At 76.3% G+C, this 3,745-nt stretch carries 3 protein-coding genes; 2 read left to right on the plus strand and 1 reads right to left on the minus strand.

What is annotated here, in order from left to right:
* Positions 1 to 1,079: cytochrome P450 (locus ACTUAL_RS26530; protein WP_440902157.1), on the minus strand; the 1,079-nt coding region annotated here is incomplete at its 3' end.
* A 110-nt stretch (positions 1,080 to 1,189) separates the two neighbouring features.
* Between ACTUAL_RS26530 and ACTUAL_RS26535 the strand changes: the two genes are divergently transcribed.
* Together ACTUAL_RS26535 and ACTUAL_RS26540 are read left to right on the plus strand one after the other, a co-directional pair.
* Positions 1,190 to 1,840, plus strand: a complete 651-nt coding sequence (locus ACTUAL_RS26535) for a TetR/AcrR family transcriptional regulator (protein WP_440902158.1) — start codon at positions 1,190 to 1,192, stop codon at positions 1,838 to 1,840.
* Between the two features lie 878 nt (positions 1,841 to 2,718).
* Positions 2,719 to 3,745, plus strand: a 1,027-nt coding sequence (locus ACTUAL_RS26540) for an ATP-binding cassette domain-containing protein (RefSeq protein WP_440902159.1), incomplete at its 3' end; no start/stop codon positions are given.

Consider the following 3,745-nt stretch of genomic DNA (forward strand, 5'->3'; position numbering starts at 1 on the left):
GTCTTGACCTGGATCAGCACGTCCAGCGCACGCCCTTCCACTTGCAGGCGGCGGTCAAGCGCCTCGGCCAGCTCGATGCGGTCCAGGGTCTGCAACTCGTCGGCGTAACGCGCCACATCGCGAGCCTTGTTGGTCTGCACCGGGCCGATCACGCCCTCGCCCGCGCGCACCAGCCGCCCGCCCACCACCACGTCCGCCTTCGCCAGCCTCGACGTCGCCGTCTCCACCACGCTCAGCAACCGCAGCAGCTCCTCCACCGCCCCCGGCAGCAGCGCCGGGTCCTCGCGCAGCTCGCGCGCCACCTCCGGGCGCTCCAGCAGCGCCAGCGCGCCCAGCGCGATCGTGCTCGCCGTCGTCTCGTGCCCGGCCAGCAGCAGCAACGTGCCCAGCAGCACCAGGTCGTCGTGGTCCTCGCCGCTCGCCTCGCGCTGCCTCACGATCAACCGGCCCAGCAGGTCGTCCCCCGGCGCCCGCCGCTTCGCCGCCACCAACCCGCTCAGGTACTCCTGCACCTGCGCGCCCGCCCGCGCGCGGTCCACGTCCGACGTGCCCCGCCGCACCAGCTCCGCCGTGCGGGCCTGGAAGAAGTCGTGATCCGCGTACGGAACGCCGAGCAGCTCGCACACCACCAGCGACGGCACGGGCAGCGCCAGCGCGGCCACCAGGTCGGCCGGGCGCGGGCCCGCCAGGAGGTCGTCCAGGCAGCCCTCCACGATCTCGGTGATGCGCGGGCGCATCGCGCGCACCCGGCGCACGGTGAACTCGCCCAGCACCGCCCGCCGGGACGCGGTGTGCGCGGGCGGGTCCTGGGCGATCAGGGTGGTGCGGCCGTTGCGGGTGGTCAGGCCGCGCTGGCCGGGGACCAGGGTGGGGAACGCCGGGTGCGTGCGGTCCGAGCTGAACCTGGGGTCGGCGAGCACCGCGCGCAGGTCGTGCCAACCGGTGACCAGCCACGCGTCCGCGCCCGCCGGGGTGCGCGCCCTCGGCAGCCTGCCCCGGCTCCGGTACCCGGCGGGCGGCTCGTACGGGCCGGGCCTCGGCTGGGGGACCGCCAGCGGTTCTTCCGGCGAACGGGTCACGGTGGGCCTCCCGGCGTCCGGGTATTCGGAGGGTTTTCTTCCGCTTGTCGTCGACGCTAGTTCCGGCGCTGCCCGGCGTCGAGGGTGCGACCGGGTGGCAGGATTCCCCCATGAGCGCCGATCCGCCCGTCGACGACCGGCCCCCGCTGCGCGCCGACGCCAGGCGCAACCGCGACCAGATCATCGGCGCCGCCAAGGCGATCTTCGCCGCGCACGACCCGGAGACCGTGCCGATGGAGGAGGTGGCGCGGCGCGCGCGGGTCGGCGTCGGGACGCTCTACCGGCGCTTCCCCGACCGCACCGCGCTGGTGCGGGCCGTGGTGCTGGACAACTTCGCCCGCGCGCTCGCCGAGGCCGACGCGGCGGGCGCCGAGGAGCCGACCGCGTGGGACGCCCTGGTGCGGCTGCTGCGGACCTCGGCGGAGCTGGACCTGAGCGTGCGGCTCGCGGTGCTGTCCCCGCGCACCTGGGCCGCGCTGCGGGCCGACCCGGACGCGCTGGAGCTGCGCGACCGGGTGCTCGCGGCGATCGACGCGCTCGTGCTGGCCGCGCAGGCGGAGGGGGTGCTCCGGGCGGACGTGGGGGCGGGGGACGTGATCCGGTTGTTCTCGCTGCTGCTGCGGCGACCGCTGTGCGAGGACGTGGAACCGGCGCCGTTCGCCTGCGAGCGGACGCTGGCCGTGGCGCTGGACGGGTTGCGGGCGCGGGGCGGCGGGCTGCCGGGGGAGTCGCTGACGACGGCGGACGTCCTGCCGCGGTGAGCGGCCACCAGCGCGGGGCGTGGGTGCGGCACGGGGGCATCTCTTGCGGCGGGATCGGTCGATCGGGTGACGGTAAAACCGTTGGGGCTGGTTCGCCGGGCGGATTAGGATCGGGGGCATGGTGCGCTTGGGGCCCGTGTTCTGGGTGAGGATCCGGCTCCGCTGACGGCGGGGCACGGGGACTGACCACTTCTTGCTGCCGCCGTACCGGCCATCGCCGGGCGGGGCTCGTACAGCGCTGCCCGGCTCAATCCGAGTCGCGGAGCAGAAACACCATGTCGCACCCACTGGGTGGATCACCCCTGCGCGCATCCGGCGCGGGGAGCTGGGATGGGAACGACCGCAGGGACGGCTGCGGGGGCACGAGCGCGCCTGGGAGCGGGCGGCAGCGCGGGAGCGGGAACGGGCAGCTGCGTGAGAACGGGCGCGAGAACGGGCGGCAGCGCGGGGAAGAGCGCGGGCGGGGTAGCGGGACCGACGGCGAGTCCGGTGGCTGGCGCAGGCCAGAGCGCGGGACTGGCAACGGGTTCGGCAGCGGTCGCGCGGTAGAGCACGGGACCGGCAGCGGGTGCGAGGGCGAGCCTGGGGCCGGTAACGGGTTCGGTGGTGGGCGTGAGGACGAGCCTGGGGCTGGCAAAGGGTTCGGCGGCGGGCGTGGTGCTGAGCGCGGGACCGGCAGTGGGCGTGGTGCCGTGCGCGGAGCAGGCAGCGGCCGTGCCGAGCCCGCTCGGGGCGTGGGAGCGAGTGCGCGGCCCGGTGCTGTTGGGGTGGGGGGAACCGGAGCGGAGCTCGACGAGCTCGCCGGGGTGCCCGTGCCGGCCGGGCAGCGGGCGCATGTGCGGGCTGACGGGGTCAGCGTCGCGCTCGGGGACCGGCAGGTGTTGCGGGAGTTGTCGGTGACCGTGTCCGCCCGGTCGCGGTTGGCGGTCGTGGGGGAGAACGGGCGGGGCAAGAGCACGGTGTTGCACGTGCTCGCCGGGGTGCTGGCGCACGATTCCGGGACGGTGCGGCGGGTCGGGGTCTTGGGGCTCGCGCGGCAGGCGCTGGAGGTCCGGGGTGGGGAGAGCGTGGGGACGTTGACCGGTGCTGCGCTGCGGGGGTCGCGTCTCGCGCTCCGGGCGCTGGAGCTCGCGGGTGAGGAGCTGGCCTCCGGGGTCGCGGGGGCCGATGACCGGTACGCGACCGCGCTGGACGTCGCCACCGGGCTCGACGCCTGGGACGCCGAACGCCGGGTCGACGTCGCGCTGGAGGCGTTGTCCGCCTGCGCCGACCGGGAGCGGCCGTTGGCGACGCTGTCCGTGGGGCAGCGGTACCGGGTCCGGTTGGCCTGCCTGCTGGGGGCGCACCACGACGTGCTGCTGCTGGACGAGCCGACCAACCACCTCGACGCCGCCGGGCTGGCGTTCCTGACCGACCGGCTGCGGGCCCGCGACGGCGGGTTCGCCGTGGTCAGCCACGACCGGGCGCTGCTGCGGGACGTCGCCGAGGAGTTCCTGGACCTCGACCCCAGCCGGGACGGCACCGCCCGCCTCCACTCGGGCGGGCACACCGGGTGGCGGGACGGGCGGCGGCGGGAGCGGGAGCGGTGGGAGCGGGAGCACGGGGAGCAGGTCGAGGAGCGGCGCAGGCTCTCCGAGGCCGTCGACCGGGCGCGCGACCGGCTCAGCACCGGGTGGCGGCCCGACAAGGGGACCGGCAGGCACCAGCGGCAGAGCCGCGCGCCGGGCGTCGTGCGGGCGCTGAACCGGGAGCGGGACGCGCTGGAGGCGCACCGGATCACCGCGCCCGAGCCGCCGCCCTCGCTCCGCTGGCCGCGGCTGGAGGTGCGGCGCGGGGAGGCGCTGCTGCGCGTCGACGGGGTGGCCGTCGAGGGGCGGCTGCGGGGACCGGTCGACCTGGTGCTCG

Source organism: Actinosynnema sp. (assembly GCF_052038725.1).